General features: G+C 43.7%; 28 protein-coding genes, 1 tRNA gene and 2 pseudogenes. 6 read left to right on the forward strand and 25 right to left on the reverse strand.

The window, feature by feature from the left end:
* Positions 1–74 precede the first annotated feature (74 nt).
* A tRNA-Ser gene (locus tag PTT44_RS13670) sits at positions 75–164 on the reverse strand.
* A 264-nt stretch (positions 165–428) separates the two neighbouring features.
* On the opposite strand from PTT44_RS13670, the gene rnr reads away from it, so the two are divergent.
* The 5 genes from rnr to PTT44_RS13695 are packed head-to-tail and all read left to right on the forward strand — an operon-like array spanning position 429 to position 6,598.
* Positions 429–2,867 carry a ribonuclease R gene (rnr, locus tag PTT44_RS13675; RefSeq protein ID WP_273795700.1) on the forward strand — a complete coding sequence of 813 codons (2,439 nt, stop codon included), beginning with the start codon at positions 429–431 and terminating at the stop codon, positions 2,865–2,867.
* 57 nt (positions 2,868–2,924) lie between these two features.
* Positions 2,925–3,806, forward strand: a complete 882-nt coding sequence (locus PTT44_RS13680; protein WP_168158603.1) for a VanW family protein — start codon at positions 2,925–2,927, stop codon at positions 3,804–3,806.
* Positions 3,807–3,858: 52 nt separating this feature from the next.
* The gene (locus tag PTT44_RS13685; RefSeq protein ID WP_171527524.1) at positions 3,859–5,901 is read left to right on the forward strand and encodes a M3 family metallopeptidase; all 2,043 of its coding nucleotides are present in this window, start codon (positions 3,859–3,861) and stop codon (positions 5,899–5,901) included.
* Between the two features lie 52 nt (positions 5,902–5,953).
* On the forward strand, positions 5,954–6,166 hold the full coding sequence (locus PTT44_RS13690) for a YheV family putative zinc ribbon protein (protein WP_171527525.1): 213 nt from the start codon (positions 5,954–5,956) through the stop codon (positions 6,164–6,166).
* A gap of 12 nt (positions 6,167–6,178) precedes the next feature.
* Positions 6,179–6,598 carry a hypothetical protein gene (locus tag PTT44_RS13695; protein ID WP_168158606.1) on the forward strand — a complete coding sequence of 140 codons (420 nt, stop codon included), beginning with the start codon at positions 6,179–6,181 and terminating at the stop codon, positions 6,596–6,598.
* A 408-nt stretch (positions 6,599–7,006) separates the two neighbouring features.
* Here PTT44_RS13695 and PTT44_RS16600 read toward each other — a convergent pair.
* The 6 genes and pseudogenes from PTT44_RS16600 to PTT44_RS13720 all read right to left on the reverse strand — a co-directional run.
* Positions 7,007–7,546: pseudogene (locus PTT44_RS16600) on the reverse strand (TRAP transporter large permease subunit); the annotation flags it as partial.
* A 140-nt stretch (positions 7,547–7,686) separates the two neighbouring features.
* Positions 7,687–9,289 (reverse strand): annotated as a pseudogene (locus PTT44_RS13700) (TRAP transporter large permease subunit); the annotation flags it as partial.
* A 182-nt stretch (positions 9,290–9,471) separates the two neighbouring features.
* Positions 9,472–10,044 carry a rhombosortase gene (gene rrtA, locus PTT44_RS13705; protein WP_168158608.1) on the reverse strand — a complete coding sequence of 191 codons (573 nt, stop codon included), beginning with the start codon at positions 10,042–10,044 and terminating at the stop codon, positions 9,472–9,474.
* A 71-nt stretch (positions 10,045–10,115) separates the two neighbouring features.
* Positions 10,116–11,153, reverse strand: coding sequence for a hypothetical protein (locus PTT44_RS13710; RefSeq protein WP_168158609.1), 1,038 nt, complete (start codon positions 11,151–11,153; stop codon positions 10,116–10,118).
* A 520-nt stretch (positions 11,154–11,673) separates the two neighbouring features.
* On the reverse strand, positions 11,674–12,060 hold the full coding sequence (locus PTT44_RS13715; RefSeq protein WP_273795672.1) for a protein YgfX: 387 nt from the start codon (positions 12,058–12,060) through the stop codon (positions 11,674–11,676).
* Positions 12,061–12,065: 5 nt separating this feature from the next.
* The gene (locus PTT44_RS13720) at positions 12,066–12,323 is read right to left on the reverse strand and encodes an FAD assembly factor SdhE (RefSeq protein WP_004977895.1); all 258 of its coding nucleotides are present in this window, start codon (positions 12,321–12,323) and stop codon (positions 12,066–12,068) included.
* A 192-nt stretch (positions 12,324–12,515) separates the two neighbouring features.
* Here PTT44_RS13720 and PTT44_RS13725 point away from each other — a divergent pair, with 192 nt between their 5' ends.
* The gene (locus PTT44_RS13725) at positions 12,516–13,688 is read left to right on the forward strand and encodes an acyl-CoA dehydrogenase family protein (protein ID WP_168158610.1); all 1,173 of its coding nucleotides are present in this window, start codon (positions 12,516–12,518) and stop codon (positions 13,686–13,688) included.
* A gap of 34 nt (positions 13,689–13,722) precedes the next feature.
* Here PTT44_RS13725 and PTT44_RS13730 read toward each other — a convergent pair whose 3' ends face one another.
* The 18 genes from PTT44_RS13730 to rplE all read right to left on the reverse strand — a co-directional run bounded on the left by PTT44_RS13730 (position 13,723) and on the right by rplE (position 24,039).
* On the reverse strand, positions 13,723–14,034 hold the full coding sequence (locus PTT44_RS13730) for an alpha/beta fold hydrolase (RefSeq protein WP_252726118.1): 312 nt from the start codon (positions 14,032–14,034) through the stop codon (positions 13,723–13,725).
* 50 nt (positions 14,035–14,084) lie between these two features.
* Positions 14,085–14,498, reverse strand: coding sequence for an alpha/beta fold hydrolase (locus PTT44_RS13735; protein ID WP_252726119.1), 414 nt, complete (start codon positions 14,496–14,498; stop codon positions 14,085–14,087).
* Between the two features lie 138 nt (positions 14,499–14,636).
* Positions 14,637–16,127, reverse strand: a complete 1,491-nt coding sequence (locus tag PTT44_RS13740) for a flavin-containing monooxygenase (protein WP_168158611.1) — start codon at positions 16,125–16,127, stop codon at positions 14,637–14,639.
* Between the two features lie 195 nt (positions 16,128–16,322).
* A complete protein-coding gene (gene rplQ / locus PTT44_RS13745) occupies positions 16,323–16,688 on the reverse strand; it encodes a 50S ribosomal protein L17 (protein WP_004691290.1) in 366 nt (121 codons plus the stop codon).
* Positions 16,689–16,706: 18 nt separating this feature from the next.
* Positions 16,707–17,714 (reverse strand): DNA-directed RNA polymerase subunit alpha, encoded by a 1,008-nt coding sequence (locus tag PTT44_RS13750; RefSeq protein ID WP_004691292.1) that lies wholly within the window; start codon positions 17,712–17,714, stop codon positions 16,707–16,709.
* A gap of 16 nt (positions 17,715–17,730) precedes the next feature.
* Positions 17,731–18,357 (reverse strand): 30S ribosomal protein S4, encoded by a 627-nt coding sequence (gene rpsD, locus PTT44_RS13755; protein ID WP_004691294.1) that lies wholly within the window; start codon positions 18,355–18,357, stop codon positions 17,731–17,733.
* 12 nt (positions 18,358–18,369) lie between these two features.
* Positions 18,370–18,756, reverse strand: a complete 387-nt coding sequence (rpsK, locus tag PTT44_RS13760; protein ID WP_001040166.1) for a 30S ribosomal protein S11 — start codon at positions 18,754–18,756, stop codon at positions 18,370–18,372.
* A 19-nt stretch (positions 18,757–18,775) separates the two neighbouring features.
* Complete coding sequence (gene rpsM, locus PTT44_RS13765) at positions 18,776–19,132, reverse strand: 30S ribosomal protein S13 (RefSeq protein WP_004691296.1); 357 nt, start codon at positions 19,130–19,132, stop codon at positions 18,776–18,778.
* A 107-nt stretch (positions 19,133–19,239) separates the two neighbouring features.
* On the reverse strand, positions 19,240–19,356 hold the full coding sequence (rpmJ, locus tag PTT44_RS13770) for a 50S ribosomal protein L36 (protein ID WP_000867907.1): 117 nt from the start codon (positions 19,354–19,356) through the stop codon (positions 19,240–19,242).
* Positions 19,357–19,375: 19 nt separating this feature from the next.
* Entirely contained in the window at positions 19,376–20,695 is a 1,320-nt protein-coding gene (gene secY / locus PTT44_RS13775) for a preprotein translocase subunit SecY (protein ID WP_171054269.1), read from the reverse strand.
* Between the two features lie 45 nt (positions 20,696–20,740).
* On the reverse strand, positions 20,741–21,181 hold the full coding sequence (gene rplO / locus PTT44_RS13780; RefSeq protein ID WP_004691300.1) for a 50S ribosomal protein L15: 441 nt from the start codon (positions 21,179–21,181) through the stop codon (positions 20,741–20,743).
* A 3-nt stretch (positions 21,182–21,184) separates the two neighbouring features.
* On the reverse strand, positions 21,185–21,361 hold the full coding sequence (gene rpmD / locus PTT44_RS13785) for a 50S ribosomal protein L30 (RefSeq protein WP_004691302.1): 177 nt from the start codon (positions 21,359–21,361) through the stop codon (positions 21,185–21,187).
* 6 nt (positions 21,362–21,367) lie between these two features.
* Positions 21,368–21,865 (reverse strand): 30S ribosomal protein S5, encoded by a 498-nt coding sequence (rpsE, locus tag PTT44_RS13790; RefSeq protein ID WP_004691304.1) that lies wholly within the window; start codon positions 21,863–21,865, stop codon positions 21,368–21,370.
* A 2-nt stretch (positions 21,866–21,867) separates the two neighbouring features.
* Positions 21,868–22,218, reverse strand: a complete 351-nt coding sequence (rplR, locus tag PTT44_RS13795) for a 50S ribosomal protein L18 (protein WP_004650473.1) — start codon at positions 22,216–22,218, stop codon at positions 21,868–21,870.
* Between the two features lie 14 nt (positions 22,219–22,232).
* Positions 22,233–22,766, reverse strand: coding sequence for a 50S ribosomal protein L6 (gene rplF, locus PTT44_RS13800; RefSeq protein ID WP_004691306.1), 534 nt, complete (start codon positions 22,764–22,766; stop codon positions 22,233–22,235).
* Positions 22,767–22,779: 13 nt separating this feature from the next.
* The gene (gene rpsH / locus PTT44_RS13805; protein WP_004691308.1) at positions 22,780–23,175 is read right to left on the reverse strand and encodes a 30S ribosomal protein S8; all 396 of its coding nucleotides are present in this window, start codon (positions 23,173–23,175) and stop codon (positions 22,780–22,782) included.
* 12 nt (positions 23,176–23,187) lie between these two features.
* Positions 23,188–23,493, reverse strand: coding sequence for a 30S ribosomal protein S14 (gene rpsN / locus PTT44_RS13810; RefSeq protein WP_004691309.1), 306 nt, complete (start codon positions 23,491–23,493; stop codon positions 23,188–23,190).
* 9 nt (positions 23,494–23,502) lie between these two features.
* Positions 23,503–24,039: a 50S ribosomal protein L5 gene (gene rplE, locus PTT44_RS13815; RefSeq protein WP_004691311.1), complete on the reverse strand. Its 537-nt coding sequence runs from the start codon at positions 24,037–24,039 to the stop codon at positions 23,503–23,505.
* Between the last annotated feature and the right edge of the window lie 3 nt (positions 24,040–24,042).

Below are 24,042 nucleotides of genomic sequence, written 5' to 3' on the forward strand. Positions count from 1 at the left end.
TTCGAACTCCCGACCCCTTAGTTCGTAGCCAAGTGCTCTATCCAGCTGAGCTATGAGCGCGACATAAGTAAAGTTGGCGGTGAGAGAGGGATTCGAACCCTCGGTACAGTTACCCGTACGCATCCTTAGCAGGGATGTGGTTTCAGCCACTCACCCATCTCACCGTAACGTGCGGCCATAATACAAACTTCATGCTAGCACTGCAAGCACAGACACTCAATTTTTTGCATATTTTCGTTCAATTAAATACTTTTTAAACAATTTAGGGCGGATTCAGCCGAATTTATTCTTTTCTCTATATCTGCATGTTGAATAAAACAGCAAATATTCTAAATTGCCGACATAAAACACAATATTGCAATCATTTGCGTGCAGTCTGTCTTCGCATGACTTATGCTAATCCTATCTACTGACATACAGCCAAAGACATTATGAAAAATTGGGTCGATCCTGAAGCAAAAGCTGAAGCTGAACGTTATGACAACCCTATTCCGAGCCGCACGCTCATTTTAGAAACCATCGAAGAAAAAAAGACGGCTTTATCGCATGCGGACTTGGTCGAAATTTTTGAAATTGCAGATCAAAAAAGCATTGAAGCGCTCAGCCATCGCTTAATTGCGATGGTTCGTGATGGTCAACTGATGAAAGATGGCTTCAAGTTTCAAATTGCCGAAGAGCAACCTGAACATGAAGCAACGGTTTACATCAACAGTAAAGGCTTTGGCACGGCGAATATTGCAGGTCATGAAGACTTACTTCTGCCTGAACGCGAACTGCGCCAAGTGTTTAATGGTGACCGTGTTAAAGTGCGTCAAACCTCAGTAGACCGCAAAGGTAAAGCTTGGGGCTTTATTACCGATGTAGTGCAACACCGTGTGAAGCAAATCATTGGTAAAGTATCAATACATGACGGTGAATACTTTATTCAGCCAGCAAATCCCAATGCGCACCAACCAATTACCTTAGAAAAAGAGTTAATCGAACACGCACAAGTCAAAGTGGGCGATTCGGTTCGTGTCGCAATTGATGACTACCCAACCAAAGATGAGTTGGCGACAGGTCATATTGTGCAATCGATGGCAGACAAGGCCGACACTGAAATTATTATTCCGCAAACCATTTTAGAGTTTGGTTTGCCGTATGAGTTCCCAGAAGAAGTCATTAAAGAAGCAGAAAGCTTTAAAGAGCCTTCAGCGCAAGACCGTGAAGGTCGTATTGACCTACGTGATTTAGCCTTAGTCACTATTGATGGTGAAGATGCACGCGACTTTGATGATGCAGTCTATGCAGAAAAACGTCCAGGCGGCGGTTACCGTGTGGTGGTGGCCATTGCAGATGTGAGTCACTATGTCCGTTCAGGCAAACCACTGGATGATGAAGCCCAAGAACGGGGTACATCGGTGTATTTCCCGCACTTTGTTTTACCGATGTTGCCTGAAGCTCTTTCGAATGGCTTATGTTCACTCAATCCGCATGTGGACCGTCTATGTATGGTCTGTGATTTAAACCTGTCACGTGCCGGTCGCGTCACCAAGTTTGAGTTCTACCCGTCTGTGATGCACTCAAAGGCACGTTTAACCTATACCAATGTTGCCCAGTACTTTGAAGGCGACAGCAGTGCCATTCCTGAAGATCGTGATGTTCGCAAATCCTTGAACACCCTGTTCCAACTCTATCAAGTCCTCAAAGGTTTACGTGCTGAACGTCATGCCATGGAATTTGAAACTGTTGAAACGTACATGACATTTGATGAGCTGGGCGGCATTAAGGAAATTTTACCACGTACGCGTAATGATGCGCACAAACTGATTGAAGAATGTATGTTGTTGGCAAACGTGGCAGCGGCTGAATATGCGCTACAACATGATGTACCAATGTTATACCGTATTCATGAACCACCTGAATTTTCACGTATTCAAAAAGTACGCGACTTTGTCAAACTGTTAGGTCTACCGTTCCCAGAGCAGCCGACTCAGAAAGACTACCAAGCCGTGATTGATGCAACCAAAGACCGTATTGATGCTCCAAGTATCCATGCCGTGCTGTTACGTTCAATGATGCAAGCCTACTATGGTGCGAATAACGCGGGTCACTTTGGTTTGGCATATGAAGCCTATACGCACTTCACATCTCCAATTCGTCGCTACCCAGACTTGTTGTTACACCGTGCCATTAAAGCCAAGTTAAAACATAAACCTGCACCTCTTTCAGGGGCTGCGCTAGATGATGCTGGTCAACATTTCTCGGCGACTGAACGTCGTGCAGATGAAGCGTCTCGCTCTGTCACCACATGGTTGAAATGCCATTATATGCAGCAGCATTTGGGTGAAGAGTTTGTCGGCACCATTTCTGCAGTGGCAGAATTTGGTCTGTTTGTGACACTCAAAGAGTTATATGTTGACGGCATGATCCATGTCAGCCAACTGGGTGATGACTACTTTGTCTATGACCAACCAAGTCAGAGCTTGATTGGGCAGGCACGCGGTCAAAGCTTTAGCTTGGGCGATGAAGTAAAAATCAAAGTTGCAGCAGTGAATTTAGAAGATCGCAAAATTGATTTTGAATTATTGCAGCAACTCTCACATGGTGGTCAGCCCATACGTAGTCGAGCACCCCGTGTTGGCAAAGCCAAAACAGCACGAAGCGAAAGTAAAGAAGAAGTCTTCAGCGAGTCGACAAACGCCTCTCCCAGTAACAGCGGAGACCAGCCCATACGACGCAAAAAAGATAAATCCCAACCTAGCTCCTACAGCAAAAAGTCTGGTAAAAAATCTTCATCAAAGTCTGAAACAAAGGTTAAAGATAAAGTGAAGAAAAAGTCGAAACCTAAAAAGAAAAAATCAAATGCAAAAGCGAAAACTGAGTAAATGATGTAAAAGGTGCTAGGGCTTAATGTTCTAGCACCTTTTTTTCATAGGGCCAACATGAACTTTTTGCGTTTATTTTTAAGCAAACCTATCAGCCAATACCATCCCCTGCTTTATTTCATGGCCACGCGTAGCCGACGTATGATGCGCTATTGGCAATGGAAAACAGATGGGAAAGACTACGCACATTCATTTTCTGACGTCCCTTTGGCATTTCGCGTCAAAAAGCATCAGTCCGTTCTGATTCGTAAATTAGGCGACAGCGATCAGCACTGGCAACACAATAAAGTCATCAATCTCAAAATTGCCACTCCGTGTATTTCCGGGATTTTAATCCACCCAAAACAGACTTTTTCTTTTTGTCAGTTAGTGGGACAACCAACAACTCAAAAAGGCTATGTTGAGGGAATGGAACTCAGCTTTGGTCAAGCACGCGGTGGTATCGGTGGCGGTATTTGCCAAATTGCCAATCTCATTCACTGGCTTGTCTTGCATAGCCCATTGCAAGTGGTACAACGTTCACAGCATTCCTTTGATCCTTTTCCAGATCATGGTCGTGTACTTCCATTTGGTAGTGGCGCTGCAATTTTTTATAACTATATTGATTATCAATTTTACAACCCCACCCCGCATAGCTTTCAAATTCGGCTGTGGTTTAGTGAGAAATGTTTAGAAGGTGAACTGCGTTGCTCCGCCGATTTAGGCTATGTCTATCACGTGTTTGAACAACAGCATGCCTTCCTAAAAATCGGGACGGATTACTACCGACAAAACGAAATTTGGCGACACCGCAAAGAAAAATATAAAAGCGGTGAAATCTTAGCCACTGAATGCATGACCCGTAACTTTGCCAAAGTGCTTTATCAGCCCTCACACATTGATCAGCACTACCCTTCATGGACTGAATTTCAAGCGGCGCAAAACATCAAAACCAATTAAAACTTGATTTCCCACGGCATCACCCTTACATCTAGTGATAACTGAACATTTAATTTGGCTTAAACGCATGACATTAGAAAAAGCAACCTTGCTTGTTCCACAGTTTGATCAAATCACCTTAGTACAACTCCAACAGCAGATCGAACAAGCCATTCAACAGGGTCAAAGTTTTTTAAAAGACCTGAGCGAAGTCCCTAAATCGATTCAGGCACAGCTTGCGGTCTTAGAACAAGTTGATCATTTAGAAAATAATATGAGTGAAGCATGGGGCGTGCTGTCCCACCTCAATGCCGTGATGAACAATGCTGAAACTCGTGAGGTGTACCAGTCACTATTACCAAGCTTAAGTGAATACTATACCGAGTTAGGCCAACACACAGCGCTGTATCAAACCTATCAACACATTCATGATGCTGCGCAATTTGATCACCTCCCTGAAGCCCAACAAAGTGCGATTAAACTTGCACTGCGCGACTTCAAACTATCGGGTGTGGCTTTAGAAGGTGAAGCCAAAAAACGTTATGCAGAAATCTCCGCACGCTTATCACAACTATCGTCTGACTTTTCCAACCATGTTCTGGATGCAACCCAAGCCTATTTCAAACCTTTAGCGGAACACGAACTGGCAGGCTTACCCGAAAGCAGTGTTGAGCTGTTAAAACAATATGGTCAGCAGCGCGAACTGGATCAACCCGTTGCCACTTTAGACTTTCCATCGTACTTGGCGATTATGACCTACGCGGAAAACCGTCCTTTACGCGAAGAACTGTATCGTGCCTATACCACACGTGCATCAGATCAGTCTGAACACGCTGAGTTTGATAACACCGCGGCGATGGAAGAAATCTTAAGCCTGCGTCAGGAAATGGCTGCACTGTTAGGTTTCAACAACTATGCCGAGCTTTCATTGGCCAGCAAAATGGCGCCAAATGTAGCAACGGTGGATCAATTCTTACGTGATTTAGCTGAACATTCACGTGCCCCTGCGCTCAAAGAAGTGGCGGAGCTAAAAGCCATTGCCGCTGAAGATGGCATTGAGGATTTAAAACCGTGGGACAGCACGTATTATTCGGAAAAACTGAAAGTCCAACAGTTCAATTTATCTCAAGAAGCACTCAAGCCCTACTTCCCTGCACCCAAGATTTTGCAGGGCTTATTTAGCATTGTGAATCGCCTTTATGGGATTCAAATTGTGGAGCGTGAAGCCCCTGTTTGGCACTCAGATGCACGTTATTTTGAACTAGAAGATCAAGGCGCAGTGGTCGGTGGATTCTACTTTGACCTCTATGCACGTCAGGGCAAACGTGGCGGCGCATGGATGAGTGGTTTCCGCTCTCGCACCCAAACAACGCATGGCCTACAAAAACCGATTTGCTATATGGTGTGTAACTTTACGCCACCTGTGGGGGATCAAGCAGCGCTGCTGACCCATGATGAAGTGATTACCTTGTTCCATGAATTTGGACATGGTTTACATCATATGTTGACAGAAGTTGATAATATTGCGGTTGCGGGGACACACGGTGTGGCATGGGATGCGGTGGAGTTGCCAAGCCAATTCATGGAGTTTTGGGCATGGGATACCGAAAGCTTAGACCTGCTCAGTGCACATATTGAGACCCAAGAAACCTTACCAGAAAGTCTACTGAAAGCCTTGCTGGATGCGCGTTTCTTCCAATCCGGCATGCAAAGTCTACGTCAAATCGAGTTTGCCCTGTTCGACCTCAGCATTCATAAAGCAGCTCCTGCTTTGAAAGCGGATCAAATCCAAGCCACCTTAAACCAGATCCGTGCACAATATGCTGTTTTAGAGACCACGCCTTATAACCGCTTCCAGCATAGCTTCAGCCATATTTTCGCAGGCGGCTATGCAGCAGGTTATTATTCTTATAAATGGGCGGAAGTTTTGGCCAGTGATGCCTTCGATCGTTTCGAAAATGAAGGGATTTTTAATACTGCCACTGGAAAAGAATTTCGTCAGTTTATTCTAGCAGTTGGCGGAAAAGATACAGCGCTTGATGCATTTATCAATTTCCGTGGACGCGAGCCAAAAATAGATGCTTTACTTCGTCATCAAGGTTGGACGAACCGCTAAAAAAGTGAGTAAACTAGGCGCCTAAATTGTTCAGAAGGTAAGTCTAATGACTATTAAACGTCGTTTCATTGCAGGTGCAAAATGTCCTAAATGTCAGGCGATGGATCGAGTTGTTATGCTTACCTCGAATGACGATGAATGGATTGAATGTATCGACTGTGGTTATTCTGAGAATCGTCCAACTCATGTAGATGAGCCTCAGATCTCCGCTATCCCCGACGAGGTTGGGGTCATTCAATTTAAACCACGTCAATCCAAAGAATAAAGGTTGAATCGAATGTCGTCCGTACAACACAACAACCCTAAATTACTCTGGGGTATTACAGCAGGTTTGGTCGCAATCATTGCGATTTTCGCACTTTATCAGTGGTTGTTTGCTGCACAAGAGTCTGCAAAACCAGTGCATCAAGCGGAGTTGATTCAGCCGACCGTGAAGGCCCTTCCAGAAGCTGAAAAAGCAGCTTCGACCGCCATGGCTGACAACACCATTAAATTGGTCGAAGAAGATATTTTAAAAGCACCTGTCCCTGAAAATGCCTCACTTGCTAAAGAAGAAGTGGCGAAACTGGACGATATTCAAAGCCAGTTGAAGGAACAGGAAAAGAGCTTGCAAGCACAGCACAAAGATGCCGATGAACTGGTAAAGCTCAAAGAAGAACAAATTAAACTATTAGAAGCCCAATTGGCTGCTCAGTAAAATACGGTTGTTATTTTTAAAGACGTTAGCTTATCGACTGATACGCTAACGTCTTTTTTTGCCCTGCTGCTTCACCCACCTTTTCAATCAGCGCCAAGCTATTAGACCACTCATTATTCTTACCTACCTCGCTCCATGAATGACATTGCATTTGTTATAGACCTACTCCTAGCTATGCCAAGAGTTTCTTTTAGAGGGACTTTATGGGTCGATTAATTCTTTTCATTAAGCTTAAGTGCGGGCTGATTTTTTAAGATGGGACGCTTAACAATACCCTTGTACTTTGTTTTGATTTGAGTGGGTAGTCGCTGCAAAGAAACCATTTTCCTTAAAATCATCATGAATAAAATCCCAAGCATAAAAAAGCATCCGAAGATGCTTTTTTATGGTCTAACTCAAGTTCACAACTTAGTGATACCAGCCAAATAACTTAAAGAAGTATGGAACATAAGCAATGATCAGCATCGCTGGGAACAACACGATCAAAGGTAAAATCCAACGTTCATAACGATAATAGAAAGACAAATGACGCACTTCCTCATCGGCCTCATTCACCTCGGCATCACCAATGGATTGCCTTGCTAAAAGGTGATTAAGGGCCACAGGTGGTGTCACATAGCCCAACTCAAAGCCAATCAAGGTGATCATCCAAAAATGGACAGGATGAATACCATATTGATAGGCCACAGGTGCAACCGTCGCAGAAATCAAGATCACGGCGCCAAACGGATCCATAATCATCCCAACAAAGACCATCAACCCCAAAATCAGAGTAATGACCAAGAACGTACTGCTAATATCAGTCGGGAAGAAACTCATTACCTCCGTACGTTCAAGCAATCCCCCCACACTTACCGACAGTGCCATTAAAATGACCAAAGCACCAATGTGTCCAACGGTTTCACTGGTCGAGATATGCATCGACTTCCAAAAACCGACTTGGCGTAACACGTCCATGGAACTAGATTGAACCACCCCATGATTTACCACTTGTCCATCATCTGCGGCATTACCATGTAGCCCTTCACGGTATTCTGCATGGGCAACTTGAGCCCCAGCCAATGCAGGTTCACCGCCCGAGTTATAATTTGCGCTGAGTGTCTCATCCCAATGCCCCACAGCAGGCAAAGGCGCAGGCTGATGACGTAATTTATCAAACAACACGATCATCAATAAAATCACAGGCATCATCACGGGTGCAGTAAATTCATTTAGGTCAGTGTCTAATAAGAATTTATAGAACATCCACGTGAGGACAAAAATCACGATATAAGGCACAACTGCTAAGAAAGCACGCCCTGATTTCGGTGCGGCCAAACTCGGTGCCGCGATGCGGAATTTACTCTCTGCAAAGAAGAGTGAAACCACTAAAAACAGTGTTGAGGTCAGTAAGAACGTGTAAACACCATATTGATAAAGTAAGTCCGTCGTGACTTCTTTGTTTAAGGATGCCACCACCACAATCAATAAGCATGGACGCAAAACTACACCCAGCGAACCCGACATTGCCGTTGCAGCCAAAGCAAACTGACGACGTCCACCTGCATTCCAGACTTCTTTATAAATAATCGCCCCTGCTGCAATCACAAAGATCCCCGATGCACCCGTATATGCGGTCGGTAAAGCCGCAGCGATTAAAATCAACCAGGTGAGCGTTTCAGGCGCCAAATTCCATGGACGCAAAATATTTAAGAACAGATCCACGACACGGGTTTGTTTCAACAACATACCCGCCCAAATAAATAGGGCTAAATTCAGGAAAATACTTGAGAACTCAACCAGCTGTCCCAAGTAAATCCCTTGCCCCATGGGGTAGTCCATGAAGAAGATAAACGCCACACCCGTAATCACCGCCATGTAGGCATACAGAGGCACACTCAGGAAAGCAAAGCCTAGACGCCCGCCAGCTTTGGCCTCTTTCGGTGGGCTAAACAGCTGCCACACACTTATCAAGGTAAGTACCGAAAACAGAATCATCCACAGCCAATAAATCAGCTGGGTTTCGCCATTCATCGGCACACCCGAGTCTTTCACTGAGTTAAATTGGCTAATGCTCGAGTAAGTTAATAAACCATTACCCAGTGTCATCAGGAGACTATAAACACGATAATCCAGCTTGGTTGCAGGGCCACGCAAACCAATATGATGGATTTTTAAGGTCGCGCTAATCGCAGCTAAAACCACCATAAAAATTAATAGAATGGCGCGATTTTCTGTTCCGAATTTAAAAATACCAAAAAAAGTGGTTTCAAAATTACGATAGGCACGAATACTTGGGTGTGCCTCCATATGTTGCATGGCTTTATCATAAAACTGATACTTTTCTTCACACTGCTGCACACCTGCCAAAATGGACGCACGCACATCAGCTTCCGAAGCCGTACCAAAGAAGTCGGCGAACTCATCTGCAGCGTTGGCTTGCATTTGGGTTTTGACCAAAGCATCCACATTCGGCTGACGATTACACTCTGGCTTGGCAGGCTCTGCCCTTAAAAAAGAATACTGCATACCTGTGGCTGGATCGCCATATAAGCGCTCACCCATACGCAGTAATTGGCCATGAATCATTTCACCTGTACCAATTAATAGCGTAAGTAACAGTAAAATCAGAATGACAAAAGTAGAAATCCACTCGGTCCATATATACTTCAGCAGATCGAGTCCTGATCTGCGCTGTCCATGATTCTGCATGTTGTTTCCTATTTTTATTACCGTTCTGTCCAGCGCAATACACCGTAGAACCTGTCGTTTTAGTTGGCTCGAGCTTGTCCTTTCTCTATGCCTTTAGATTTTTGTTTTGTTTATCTTTGCATCAAATTTATATTTTTGAATATGACAATCTGTATTTTCTTTTTAGAATTTAGGTCAATCCTCTATTCATCAAATAGATTCACCCCGATTAAATACGAAGCTGCAATCACAATCCCCCAGATCACGCCCAACAAATGCGCTTCGACCAAAACAGGACTCCCGATCAGTTCAGCCGTAGTACTCCCACCAAAGGTGTTTTCCCAAATCAGTTTGCCTAAAATGAGAAACAGCACCAAACTCGCAAACATCCGTTCTTTACGGTACAGCAAATGGACAATTGCTATGGCAGTAAACATCCCATGCAACACACCTGACAGCCCAGCATAGGCTTCAATATCCGCCAAGAAATAATAAAAACTAAGACTGATCAACGGCGGTAAAATCAGCAATAACGCCACAAAATGCCAAACGCGGGCGCGTGGAAAAATAAAAGGCAAACACATAAAAGCTAGCATGTTGAGTGCAAAATGGATCCAACCCACATGCACCCAGTGCGCGGTCCACAAGCGCCAAACTTCAGGAAAAATATCCACTCGCCAATAAATAAATTGATCTTTAAAAATCTGTAGGCATGCCGAGATCGATACGACAAACGCTATCAAAATAATTTTTCGAGTCAGAAATTGATCATGCATCACATGTCCTTATCGTGTTGCTCATTTATTTATTGTTATTTTTTCTGCGCTTCGGCTCAGTTTAAAATTGGTTAACTTTCACTAAACAACTCATCTAGCTCAGAGCGGTCTTCTTTTTCATCCCAGAAATGCGCCATACCACCATCCCCAGTTCGTGTCCCCGTGTGTTCAGTCCAATAACGATCTGAAATCCCCTGAACCATACTCGAGGCCATACTATCAATCAGTTTAAATTGTGGATTACTCTGTTTTTCATCGCTATAAGAGCCCGCATAACTTTTCAATGCATCACGAATCTTGGCATCGTCACCACTGGCTTGGGCAGCCACAGCATACATTGCATGAGATAAACGAACCCCTTTTTGCTCTCCAATTTGCATCGATTGTTTCAAGGTCTGATACGGATCAGGTTTACCTTCACCCGCACCTGGCAATAAGGTCCAAATCACCGCACGTGTTGCATTCGGCGCACCCCAAAACTTTTCATTGTCTAGACACACCATCCCACGTTCAACAATAGCCGCAATGTCTTTAGGAACATTGACTGCACCACCTGAGTTAATATCATTGGTCATGGCTTGTAGCCCACTCAGCATTCCCAGCAGATACACAGTTTGATCCAAATCGCTGTTCATTTTTGGACAACCTTCACCCAATGGTTTCTTATATTTCTTTTCCCAGCGGTTTTGAAAAAGCTGATAGCCAGTATATTGGCGTTGTGCCGCAGTCGCCGCCCAACGCTTTTGTTCAATCCGAGCATCCTGTGCTTCAGACACATTACCTGCTTTCGAGGCACGCAAATAACGTAACTCAGCCTCAAGTGCCTGATTTTCCGCACAAATACCCGATGCTGAATAAAGTAGAACCGCCACACGGGTTGGATCTGCCCCCATGTCTTTGGTCGACATAATCGCTGGAGTCAAAGCATTGCCTGAGTTACACACCATCTCAGCGTCTTCCATGGCTAAAATAGGCGGTACTATATGTTTTTCACTAAACCCAAGCGCAACATTGGCACCTGTTTTAACCACTTGTGAACAACCCGAAAATAATAAACTCGTAAGCGCTACAACAGCCACACCCTGGCCTATTTTTTGGACTTGCGACATTTTCCTGTCCTCTATTTGTATAATTGTATGTGTCCATGCTGACAAACATAGCAGAAGCATTTTCCGAAGAAAAGAGTATTTACTCTAAATCAGACCACTACTCTGCCATGAAATAAAAAGCGGAAAATTGACTAAAATGACGCCTCAACTTTTTTTTAGGCAAAAAAAAGTAGCATAGCGACGGTTCGGCACATGCTACTTATCAACTGGGAAGCCTAGCTAGGCTTTGTTTGGTGCAAATCGTTCCTTCAGCACAGTTCCTAATCGTCCTATAACAATCGCTAACACAATTGCTACCACTAGAAACATCCAAGTTGGGATCATCATACGATTTTCCTTGTTTGCTGTTGGTGATTTGAATGTACATTTTAAGATCAAAAAACTGTAGGAAAGTTGTCTGACAATCCAAAAAAGCACATCATTTTCTTCAGATATGTCAGACAAAGCAAGACTTCATATATTTATACTTATTATTTTTCAATTACTTAATTAAATTTCGTGAATTGAAATTGTCCAACAATTATTGCATTTTAGTGAGTATTTTCAGAGCTTTCCATTGTGTGATGGGTAACTGATCACACCAAACCAACATCGGTTTTGCTCTAAAGTGTTGAAAATAAATCACAATATAAGCACGATGATCCACAATATGGCTGATTTGCACTCGTTGCATATTGGTTTGTTTCTGAAGTGACAAAGACCAATCACGGCCATCTAAATGCTGAAGCTGAAAATGTTGCGGCCCACGTAGAAAAAACAAATACAGCACAAAGCCTGCAACCAAAGCGATCAGCCAAAGTCCTAAAGGAAGTAGCTGATACAAGACCAGCATCAGAACGGCATAAATCGACAACTGAAACACATAAGCCAGACGGCTGGGTTTAAGTTGAAAATGACGATGTTCCATTGCACTTATCCGTGTACATAATGCTTTAATTTTTGAATCAAGGTTTTCATTTCAGGGCGTGGCGGCTCAGAGACTTCCATAAACCAATCCAACAAATCTGGATCTTCTTGTTCAACCAATGCCGCAAACATGGCCTTTTCCGCAGGATCCGCCTGAAGATAATAATTTTTCACATAAGGGTCAAAGTACACATCAATTTCTTTTAAACCACGACGTGCGCGATAGATTACTTTACGCTCTTCTAAGCTCATTTCTTCAGTCATTATATTCCCCAAATTAATTGAAACGGCTTAGTTTAACCGATCATGCCTGTCCCGCCACTAGTTAAATGTCGCAATTTTAACAACTGGCAAAACACATCAAAAAATCAGCCACATTTGAGCATTCAGTCCATTGTCGCTGTATCTACTTTTCACTACTCTCTTAGCAAAATAACAACATCAGGATGAGCTTCCATGCAATCAGGCGCAATTCGCCCGTTAAACAATATGCTGCCGCGCAACTTATTTAATACTGAACATGAGGCATTTCGAGAAACTGTGCGAAAGTTTTATGCCAAAGAAGTTGTTCCAAATATTGAAAAATATGAACAACAGCAGCATGTCGATCGTGAGCTATGGAATAAAGCAGGCGCCATGGGGCTACTGTGTGCCACTATGCCTGAAGCTTATGGTGGCTCAGGTGTAGACCGCTTGTACAGTATGATTTTGATTGAGGAGCAAGCCTATGCCATGGATTCCTCAACTGGATTTTCACTACACTCGGACATTGTCGCAAACTATATCAATAACTTTGGCAGTGAAGTACAAAAACACCATTGGTTAACGCGGATGGCTTCGGGTGAAACCGTCACAGCCATTGCTATGACTGAACCCGGCACAGGCTCAGACTTGCAAGCGGTACGAACAACAGCTGTTTTAGACGGGGATGACTATATTATCAATGGCTCCAAAATCTTCATTACCAACGGCTATCTCTGCGATATGGCGATTGTGGTCTGCAAGACAGGCGACAGCGAAAAGGGTTCAGCCAATCTCTCATTAATCATCGTTGAAGCTGATCGTACAGGCTTCAGTAAAGGCAAACCTCTCAATAAAATTGGCATGAAAGGACAAGACACCTGCGAATTGTTTTTTGATCATGTCCGAGTCCCCAAAGAAAACTTGCTCGGTATGGAAGGCATGGGCTTTATGATGCTGATGAAAGAACTGGCTTGGGAACGCATGTTGGTGGCTATCATCTGCCAAGCGGGTGCAGAAGCAGCACTGGCGCATACTGTTCAGTACACCAAAGAGCGTAAAGCTTTTGGGAAAGCAGTTTCAAGCTTTCAAAATACCCGCTTTAAATTGGCGGAGTTGCGTACAGAAATCGATTTTTGCCGTACTTATCTTGACCGCTGTATGCAATTGCAACTGGAAGAAAGTCTCGGTATTGATGCCGCAGCAGCAGCCAAATATAAAATTTCCGAGATGTTTTCTAAAGTTGTTGATGAATGCCTGCAACTGCATGGCGGTTATGGTTATATGCTGGAATATCCAATTGCACGGGCTTATTTGGATAATCGTGCCAATCGCATTTATGCCGGAACCAATGAAATTATGAAAGAGCTCATTTCACGTTCTCTTTAACTCAAATAGCCCATCTTTCGATGGGCTTTTACTTTTAACAATGTGCTTGATGAAACTCCGCAATCAAAGCAACCAGCAACTCTGGTTGCTCTTTATGTGGCATATGATGTAAACCTTCTAATATGTGCAGTTCAGCATGCCCTGACACCCCTTCGAAAATCTGCTGGGGTTGTGCCGTACTGCCGTATTCATCCAGTTCACCATGAATAACCAACGTTGGACAACGCACACCATCAATCACACTGGACAAATTCCAATCTTGGAAAATGGGTGATAGCCATGTTTCAGTCCATGCATCAAGCACCCACTGCGCCTTTTCAGGGTGATATTTCTCTAAATGTTCCATTTGTCCCGCTTATTGAAAGCCAATTTTTGCTTCACTTATACCCGCCAGTGTCAGCGCTTCAACCGCATACTGTGCAGATGGCAACGCACTGGATAAGCTGCAGCAATCGCAACAGACATCCCTCCACCCACGCTATGCCCTAGGATGATAAAGTTCTGGATCGAAAAATAATCTAATACAGCTTTAAAGGTTTGTTCTGCTTCAGTGATGACAAAACTATGTGCCAAGGGCTGCGTACTCGGATCGGATAAACCCAAACCTAAGCGATCATAGGCATAGACCACGCGCGCGGTGGCTTGTGCCAGTTGAGCAGGAAAATCCCGCCACAAAGCCACACAACCTAATGAATCGTGCATTAAAATAATCGGAGCTAAAGCATGATCTGTTGCATCAGTGTGCCATTTTTTAGCATGAATCATATTTGATGCAAATGGGACTTGGTAACTTTGTTCTAAGATATTCAAAATATTCCCTATTCATTATCTTTTAAGTTTTAAAAATCATCTACCAGTCCTACAGTTTAAGGAAGTACAAACAGAACACCCTAAAGTCATTTCCATAAAAAAGGAGCGTTACGCTCCTTTTAAAATCAACCACTCAGCCTAAGACACCAGTTTAGGTTTCTGATTCAATGCTGCATCACGTTTAGCAAATTTCAGTACTCCATCCTCAAAAGAAGCACTTTTCAATGTCTTACGATCCGCAAGATAATTATTGCTGACTTTCCATGGCGCATGTTTACCCTGTTTTGGCATCACATTGGCAGCACGTGCAATATAACCCGAACTCAAACTACCCATGACCGTATCTTCCATCAGCTCTGTCGCATCCCCTTGCGGGATCACTTCAGCCCACTGCTTTTGATCCATATAGTTGAGTAAGCGGCAAATATATTCAGCTGCAATATCCACTTTCAAGGTCCATGACGCATTAATATAGCCAATAATCATCGCCATATTCGGTACATCACTGACCATCACGCCCTGATACAACATATGTTTAGAGGTATCTAACGGTTTACCGTCAATGGTCGCTTGTATACCACCCAAGATTTGAATTTCTAGACCAGTGGCTGAGACAACAATATCGGCCTCTAAATGCTGACCAGACTTTAATTGAAGGCCCGTTTCGGTAAAGCATTCAATCTGATCTGTTTCAACACTGGCTTGGCCTGAACGAAGAATTTTAAATAAATCACCATCTGGCACCACACATAAACGTTGATCCCAAGGATTATATTCTGGGGTGAAGTGTTTCATGTCCACTTTACCTTTGAGCTGCATCTTAATCGACTGGAGCAGCAGTCGGCGTAGCAATTTCGGTTGCTTCTGCGCGAGTGCATAAATCCCACGTTGCATCCCAATATTACGTGCACGAGTCAGTTTATAAGCCACATCTTCCGGCAACACTTTACGCATTTTGTCATACACAAAATCAATCGATGGCACCGAAGCAATATAAGTTGGAGAGCGTTGTAGCATAGTGACATGCGCCGCCCCACCTTTGGCCATCGCAGGCACCAGTGTAATCGCTGTCGCACCACTCCCAATAATGACGACTTTTTTACCTGTATAATCTAATTTTTCAGGCCAAAACTGTGGATTTACAAACTCGCCTTTAAATACTTCTTTATTGTGAAAATCAGGTTGGTAGCCTTGGTCGTAGTTATAATAGCCTGTACAACCAAACACAAAATTTGCAATCCAGTTTTCTTTTTTGCCTTTTGCATTCTCAATCACTACCTGCCACTTTTTCTGAGCAGAATCATAATTGGCGCTAAGTACGCGATGCTTAAAATGAATTTTTTCTTTGAGTTTCTGTTCATCAATGACTTCCGCCAAATAGCCCTTAATCGAAGAACCATCTGCCAAAACGCTGGCTTGTTGCCACGGTTTAAAATTAAAACCAAAGGTCGACATATCTGAATCAGAACGAATACCTGGGTATTTAAACAAATCCCATGTTCCACCAAAGCTGTCACGACGTTCAATAATTTCAAACGAACGTTGTGGACAATGCTTGGTTAAATGTGCCGCAAGGCCGATACCTGAAATACCAGCACCTACAATGAGCAGATCGACGTGCTTATCCATGTTGTTTTTATCCTTTCTTATATTCTGTTCTTATTAAACCATAAAACTGACAATACACAATGTCAAGTTTAAGCAGATCTTTCGTAAAATATGTCACTACAGGCCAAAATACAAAGATTGTCGAACAAAACCCCATAAAAAAAGACCAGTGAAACACTGGTCTTTTTCTAAGAACAACTGAATAGTTCTACGAAATTATTTAACTTCGCGATCTACTAGTTCAACGTAAGCCATCGGCGCAGCATCACCTGCACGGAAGCCCGCTTTAAGAACACGTAGATAACCGCCGTTACGTTCTTTGTAACGAGGGCCAAGAACGGTAAATAATTTACCAACAGTTGCTGCTGAACGAGTACGAGCAAACGCTAAGCGACGGTTTGCAACAGTATCGTTTTTAGCTAAAGTGATTAAAGGCTCAGCTACACGACGTAACTCTTTTGCTTTAGGCACAGTTGTTTTGATCAACTCGTGCTCAAACAAAGAGTTAGCCATGTTTTGAAACATCGCTTTACGATGGCTGCTTGTACGGCCTAATTTCACACCACTATTACGATGACGCATGGTGATAGTCCTACTTAATTAACGGCTACGATAGGCGAAACGATCGTCCATACGGAGACTAGCTGGTGGCCAGTTCTCTAAACGCATGCCGAGTTGTAAGCCTTTTGAAGCCAGAACATCTTTGATCTCAGTAAGCGATTTTTTACCAAGGTTAGGAGTTTTGAGTAACTCAACCTCAGTGCGCTGTACAAGATCACCAATGTAGTAAATGTTTTCTGCTTTCAAACAGTTAGCAGAACGAACAGTAAGCTCTAGATCATCTACTGGACGAAGCAAAATCGGATCAACTTCTTCACGAGGTTCTTGAGCAACAGGAGCTTGATCTTTCTGAAGGTCAACAAAAATTGCAATTTGTTGTTGCAAGATTGTTGCCGCTTTGCGGATCGCTTCTTCTGGATCAACTGTACCGTTGGTCTCAAGATCAATGACCAATTTATCAAGGTCTGTACGTTGTTCTACACGAGCGTTTTCCACTGTGTAAGACACACGTTTGATTGGGCTATAAGAAGCATCTAACTGTAAGCGACCTACAGGGCGAGTTTCGCCTTCTGGGAAACGCGAGTCAGAAGTTTCATAACCACGACCTTGAGAAACTTTCAAGCGCATTTTTAATGAGCCTGAAGCACTTAAAGTACCGATCAAATGTTCAGGGTTAACCACTTCAACATTATGAGGTAAACGAAGGTCAGCGGCAGTTACGTCGCCAGGACCTTGTTTCTCTAATGTCAAATAAGCTTCATTTTGATCGAACAGCTTAATAGACAATCCTTTTAGGTTCAGCAAGAGCTCGACGATGTCCTGCTGCAAGCCTTCCAAAGTACTGTACTCGTGCTCGACACCTTCAATCTCAACTTCAACCACAGCAGCGCCAGGTAAAGAAGAAAGAAGGATGCGACGTAAAGCATTGCCCAGAGTATGACCAAAGCCACGCTCTAAGGGTTCTAGAATAACTTTTGCCGAGGTCCCGCTAACCGCTTCGACCTTGATCGCTTGCGGAGTTAGAAACTCATTTGCAGTACGCGTCATATTGCTACCTCAAGGATTATTTAGAATACAATTCTACAATCAAGCTTTCGTTGATTTCAGCAGGTAAATCTGAACGATCTGGTGCAGCTTTAAACGTACCTTCCAGCTTAGAATGGTCAATTTCCATCCAAGAAGGAATACCACGTTGTGCAGCTAATTCAACTGCGTTTTTGATACGCAATTGTTGTTTAGCACCTTCATGCACAGCAATTACATCACCAGCTTTAACTTGGATAGACGCGATGTTAACACGACGGCCATTCAAAGTGATCGAGCGGTGAGATACAAGCTGACGAGCTTCTGCACGTGTAGAACCAAAACCCATGCGATAAACGACGTTATCAAGACGGCTTTCAAGCAGTTTCAACAAGTTTTCACCAGTTGCGCCTTTCACACGAGCAGCTTCTTTATAGTAATTACTAAATTGACGCTCTAAAACACCGTACATACGACGTACTTTTTGTTTTTCACGTAATTGTAGTGAGTACTCAGATTGTTTACCACCACGCGCTCCGCCATGTTGGCCAGGAGCTTTAGCAGCTTTTTTAGTTTTGACGTCAAATGGTTTAACGCCAGATTTTAATTGCAGGTCTGTCCCTTCGCGGCGAGAGAGTTTGCATTTTGGACCAATATAACGAGCCATGAATGTTTCTCCTTACACGCGACGTTTTTTAGGTGGACGGCAACCGTTGTGCGGGATTGGCGTCACATCGGTAATGCTGTTAATTTTATAACCCACTGCACCTAAAGCACGAACCGCAGATTCACGACCAGGACCAGGACCTTTTACAAGGACGTCCAAGTTTTTCAAACCGTAGTCTAAAGCAGCTTTACCAGCAACTTCAGCAGCTACCTGAGCAGCAAACGGAGTTGATTTACGTGATCCACGGAAGCCTTGTCCACCAGAGGTAGCCCAAGCCAGTGCATTACCTTGACGATCGGTAATAGTCACAATGGTGTTATTAAAAGAAGCGTGAATGTGTGCAACACCTTCAGAGACGGTACGAGTGACCTTCTTGCGTGTGCGAGTATCTTTAGCCATCTTTTAGCTTCCAGAAATCTTATTTCTTAATAGGTTTGCGCGGACCTTTACGGGTACGTGCGTTAGTTTTGGTGCGTTGTCCACGGACAGGCAAGCTGCGACGATGACGAAGACCGCGGTAGCAGCCTAAATCCATTAAACGTTTAATGTTCATGGAAATTTCGCGACGTAAATCACCTTCGGTCGGAACCTTAGCAACTTCTGCACGAATCGCATCAAGCTGAGCGTCATCTAATTCACGGATCTTTGTAGTCGGCGCGATACCAACAGCAGCCAAGATATTCTTAGCAGTGTGGCGACCTACACCAAAGATGTACGTTAGAGAGATAACAGCATGCTTGTTATCCGGAATGTTTACACCGGCAATACGAGCCATTCAATTTTCTCCAAAAAGGCAGTTAAGACAATCAACCGCCCCACAAAAATCTTGAGGGGCGGATAATAACCTAATTAGCCTACTGAAATCAACAGGTCTTGATCAGATTAACCTTGACGCTGCTTATGACGAGGTTCTGCGCTACAAATTACGCGAATAACCCCATTACGACGGATAACTTTACAGCTACCACAAATTTTCTTTACAGAAGCTTGTACTTTCATGATGAAACCTCAAGTGCGCTTATCCCTTAGGATGAGCAGTCGTTTTTCTCATTAACGTTTGATTATCGTACTGATGCGAGGTGAGATGTGCTTGCAGCTGAGCCATAAAGTCCATCACTACCACCACAACAATAAGCAAAGAGGTACCACCTAAAGAGAATGGAATACCAAATGAGCTTTGTAAAATCATCGGCATTAAGCAAATGATGGTGATATAAATCGCGCCAATAAATGTCAAACGGTTAAGAATATGATCTAAGTAACGAGCAGTTTGCTCACCTGGACGAATACCAGGCACATAAGCCCCGCTGCGTTTCAAGTTTTCCGATACTTCTTTCGGGCTAAATACAAGCGCTGTATAAAAGTAACAGAAAAAGATAATTAACGCACCAAAGAGCACCAAATACAACGGCTGACCAGGCGAAAGCACCAATGCCAAATCTTGCAAACTACGTTTGATAATACCCGCATTCGGATCTGCACTACCCACCCATTGACCTAAGCTCGCAGGGAACAAAAGCAATGAACTTGCGAAAATCGCTGGGATCACACCCGCCATATTAATTTTTAATGGCAAATGCGACTGTTGTGCAGTAAATACACGACGTCCTTGTTGTTTTTGAGCATAGTTTACTGGAATACGACGTTGCGCTTTCTCAATAAACACAATTGCAGCTAATACAGCCAGCGACAACACGCCAAAAATTACCAAGCCGATTAGACTGGTTTGACCATTATCTACTGATGATATTGATTGCAGAATTAAATTCGGCAAACCTGCAACGATACCGGCGAAGATGATCATGGAAATACCATTGCCCACCCCACGCTCGGTAATTTGCTCACCTAACCACATCAAGAACATTGTACCTGCAACCAAAGAGGTTACAGCTGGTACGTAGAAAGCCAGACCTGCAGTTAAGGTAATCCCTTGACTGATCAGACCAGCACACATCCCAATTGCCTGCACGAGTGCAAGGAACAATGTACCCTGTCGCGTATATTGATTAATCTTACGCTTGCCTTGTTCGCCTTCTTTCTTTAAAGCTTCCAGCGAAGGAATAACAGTAGACATTAACTGCACAATAATCGATGCAGAAATGTACGGCATAATCCCAAGAGCAAGAATGGACATACGCTCTAATGCACCACCCGAAAACATGTTAAACAAACCAAGGATCGTGCCTTGGTTTGCATTAAAAAGATTTTCAAGTGCAGCATTATTAATGCCTGGTACTGGAATATGTGCTCCTAGTCGAAAAACCAATAATGCACCGATGAGAAACATCATGCGGCGAATAATTTCACGGTATTTCACATGAAATGGCTGGCCTTTCATCATATTGACATGACCTGAAGAACTAGGAGACATAGACACTAGCGATTACTCCTCGACTTTACCGCCAGCAGCTTCAACAGCAGCTTTAGCGCCTTTAGTCACAGCAACACCTTGAACAGTGAATGCACGAGTAATTTCACCAGAAAGTACGATACGAGCACGTAACATATCTTTACGTACAACGTTTGCAGCTTTTAAAGTTTCTAGGCTAACGATGTCGCCTTCCACTTTAGTAAGCTCAGATAAACGTACTTCAGCAGTTTTCAAAGCGATTTGGCTAGTGAAACCGAATTTAGGTAAACGACGATATAACGCAGTTTGACCACCTTCAAAGCCTGGACGAGTACCACCGCTCTTACGCGAATTCTGACCTTTGACACCACGGCCACCAGTCTTACCAACGCCAGAACCGATACCACGGCCTAGACGACGATTTTCACGTTTTGCACCTTCAGCAGGTGCAAGCTCATTTAAACGCAGAGTCATGGCTTATTCCTCTACACTAACCATATAGTAGACTTGGTTGATCATACCACGGTTAGAAGGCGTATCTTGCACTTCTACAGTATGACCAATACGACGCAGACCTAAACCTTGTAGGCTAAGCTTGTGATTTTTCAAGCGATGCGCAGAAGATTTAGTCTGGGTAACTTTAATCGTTTTCATGATTGATTACCCTTGAATTTGTTCTACTGTAAGACCACGTTTCGCAGCAACCTTCTCAGGAGAAGTCATATCACGCAGACCGTTAAAAGTCGCGTTTACTACGTTTGCAGCGTTAGTAGAACCATAACATTTTGTTAATACGTTACGTACGCCTACAGCTTCTAGAACTGCACGCATAGCACCACCAGCGATTACACCAGTACCTTCAGAAGCAGGCTGCATGTAAACACGGCTTGCACCGTGACGCGCGTTAATAGGGTGCTGTACAGTACCGTTAACAAGGTCAACAGTAATCATGTTGCGACGAGCAGCTTCAAGTGCTTTAGAAATAGCAGCTGGAACTTCACGTGCTTTACCACGACCAAAACCTACACGACCATTACCATCACCAACCACAGTCAATGCTGTGAAAGAGAAGATACGACCACCCTTAACAACTTTGGCTACACGATCAACGGCAACCAGCTTTTCAACAAGACCTTCGTTTTGTTCAACTTTAGCCATGATTAGAACTCCAAGCCGTTTTCACGAGCAGCATCAGCCAAGGCTTTGATACGACCATGATATTTGAAACCAGAACGGTCAAATGCAACTTTAGTAACACCAGCTGCTTTAGCGCGTTCTGCGATTAAAGCACCTACTTTAGTAGCTGCTTCAACGTTACCAGTTGTGCCAGCACGTAAAGTAGCATCTAAAGTTGAAGCTTGCGCTAAAACTTTGCCACCATCTGCTGAAATAACTTGAGCGTAGATGTGACGCGGAGTGCGGTTTACACACAAACGAGTCGCACCCAACGCACGGATGTGCAAGCGTGTGCTTTTCGCACGACGCAAACGGGATTGTTTCTTTTCGTTCATAAGAACCTCGCGCCTTATTTCTTCTTAGCTTCTTTACGAAGTACAACTTCGTCAGAATAACGAACACCTTTACCTTTATAAGGCTCTGGTGGACGGTAACCACGGATATCTGCAGCAACCTGACCTAAACGTGCTTTATCAGCAGATTTAAGAACGATTTCAGTTGCGGTAGGAGTTTCAGCAGTTACACCTTCAGGAAGCGTATAGTCGATCGGGTGAGAGAAACCAAGGTTAAGGTTAACAATGTTACCTTTAACCGCAGCTTTATAACCAACACCGATAAGTTGTAACTTACGTTCGAAGCCTTCGCTCACACCTTTTACAAGGTTGTTAAGCACAGCGCGAGCAGTACCAGCTTGCATCCAAGCGTCTTTCGACTCAGCTTTTGGAGCAATCGCTAAAATACCGTCTTCCTGTTTAAGCTCGACCAGCGCATGCAGGGTGAAAGACAAAGTACCTTTGCTACCTTTCACTTCGACCTGCCGGCCGTTCTGAGTAACTGTTACACCGTTAGGTACAGTTACTGGGGCTTTAGCCACACGAGACATGAGGAATCACCTATTAAGAAACAAAAGCAATAACTTCACCACCGATACCTGCAGCACGTGCAGCGCGATCAGTCATGATGCCTTTGCTTGTAGAAACAATTGCAATACCTAAACCTTGCTTAACGCTCGGAAGTGCATCTTTACCGCGATACTGACGTAGACCTGGACGGCTTACGCGTTTCACAGTTTCGATAACTGGTTTGCCTTCGAAATACTTTAAAGTCAAAGTAAGAGTTGCTTTGCCTTCAGCATCCGCAACTTCTACGTTTGAAATGTAACCTTCTTGTTGAAGAACGTTTGCAATAGCAACCTTCAACTTAGAGTTAGGCATAGAAACGGTTTGTTTCTTTGCCATTTGCGCGTTACGAACACGAGTTAACATGTCGGCAACGGTATCTTGCATACTCATCTATAGTGCTCCTTACCAGCTTGCCTTAACAACGCCCGGTACATCACCTTGCATTACTGTATCGCGTAATTTGTTACGGCTTAAACCGAACTTACGGAAGTAACCATGAGGACGACCAGTTAAACCACAACGGTTACGTAAACGTACTGGAGACGCATTACGTGGTAATGCTTGGAATTTCATCATCGCTTCGAAACGCTCTTCATCGCTAGCATTTACGTTTGCAATAACAGCTTTTAATTCAGCACGTTTTGCAGCGTATTTAGCAACAGTAGCTTCGCGTTTCAATTCGCGATTAATCATACTTTTCTTAGCCATATCGACCTCTTATTTGAACGGGAAGCCGAATGCACGCATAAGCGCACGGCCTTCGTCATCGGTGCGAGCAGTCGTAGTGATGGTAATATCCATACCACGAATACGATCAATCTTATCAAAATCGATTTCAGGGAACATGATTTGTTCCTTAAGACCCATTGAGTAGTTGCCGCGACCGTCAAATGATTTCGCAGAGAAACCACGGAAGTCACGGATACGAGGGATCGCAATCGAGATTAGACGGTCTAAGAATTCGTACATACGTTCGCCGCGTAAAGTAACTTTACAACCAATCGGCCAACCATCACGGATTTTGAAACCAGCGATTGATTTGCGAGCTAACGTAAGAACTGGTTTTTGACCAGCGATAGCTTGCATATCAGCAAGAGCACCATCAAGGAGTTTTTTGTCAGCAGCAGCTGCGCCAACACCCATGTTGATCGTGATTTTAGTAATGCGAGGAATATCCATCACATTTTTAACGGCTAAAGTCTCTTGTAATTGAGCCTTAAGTTCGTCGTTGTAACGCGTTTTAAGTCTGGCCATTGC

The organism is Acinetobacter sp. Gutcm_16 (assembly GCF_028649355.1).
GTDB lineage: Bacteria > Pseudomonadota > Gammaproteobacteria > Pseudomonadales > Moraxellaceae > Acinetobacter > Acinetobacter johnsonii.